The organism is Alcanivorax sp. HI0083, assembly GCF_001635175.1.
On the sequence record NZ_LWFX01000008.1, the window covers coordinates 1 to 683 of the forward strand.

Genomic DNA, 683 nt, shown 5'->3' on the forward strand with positions numbered 1-683 from the left:
CAACGCCATGCGAACGAACTTGCGATTGGTGGCACTGGCGATGGATTGCCCCAGTGAAGTCTTGCCCACCCCGGGTGGCCCCACCAGGCACAACACCGGCCCTTTTACCTTGCCGACCCGGCTTTGTACGGCCAAAAATTCCAGCACGCGGTCTTTTACGTCTTCCAGACCGTAGTGGTCCCGGTCCAGTACTTCCTTGGCGTAATTCAGGTCATGACGCACCCGGCTGCGCTTTTTCCATGGCACCGAGGTCATCCAGTCCAGATAGCCGCGCACAACCGTGGCTTCCGCCGACATGGGGGACATCATCTTGAGCTTGTTCAGCTCTGCCTGAGCCTTGTCACGGGCCTCTTTTGGCATGCCCGAGCTGTCGATTTTCTTTTCCAGATCGTCCAGGTCATTACCACTGTCTTCCAGATCACCCAGCTCTTTCTGGATGGCTTTCATCTGTTCGTTCAGGTAATACTCGCGCTGGCTTTTCTCCATCTGCTTTTTCACCCGGCCACGGATGCGCTTTTCCACTTTTAGCACATCAATGTCCGATTCCATCAGCGCGATCAGGTGTTCAACACGCTCGCGCACGTCCACCATTTCCAGCACGTCCTGCTTCTCCTCCAGCTTGAGCTGCAGGTGCGCGGCAATGGTGTCAGCCAAGCGGCTGACTTCGTCGATGGAAGAAACGG

Annotated in this window: 1 protein-coding gene; it reads right to left on the minus strand. The window is 56.5% G+C overall.

The genetic code is table 11. From position 1 onward, the window contains the following. On the minus strand, positions 1-683 hold a 683-nt coding region (locus A3754_RS00190), incomplete at both ends, for an LON peptidase substrate-binding domain-containing protein (RefSeq protein WP_156496621.1).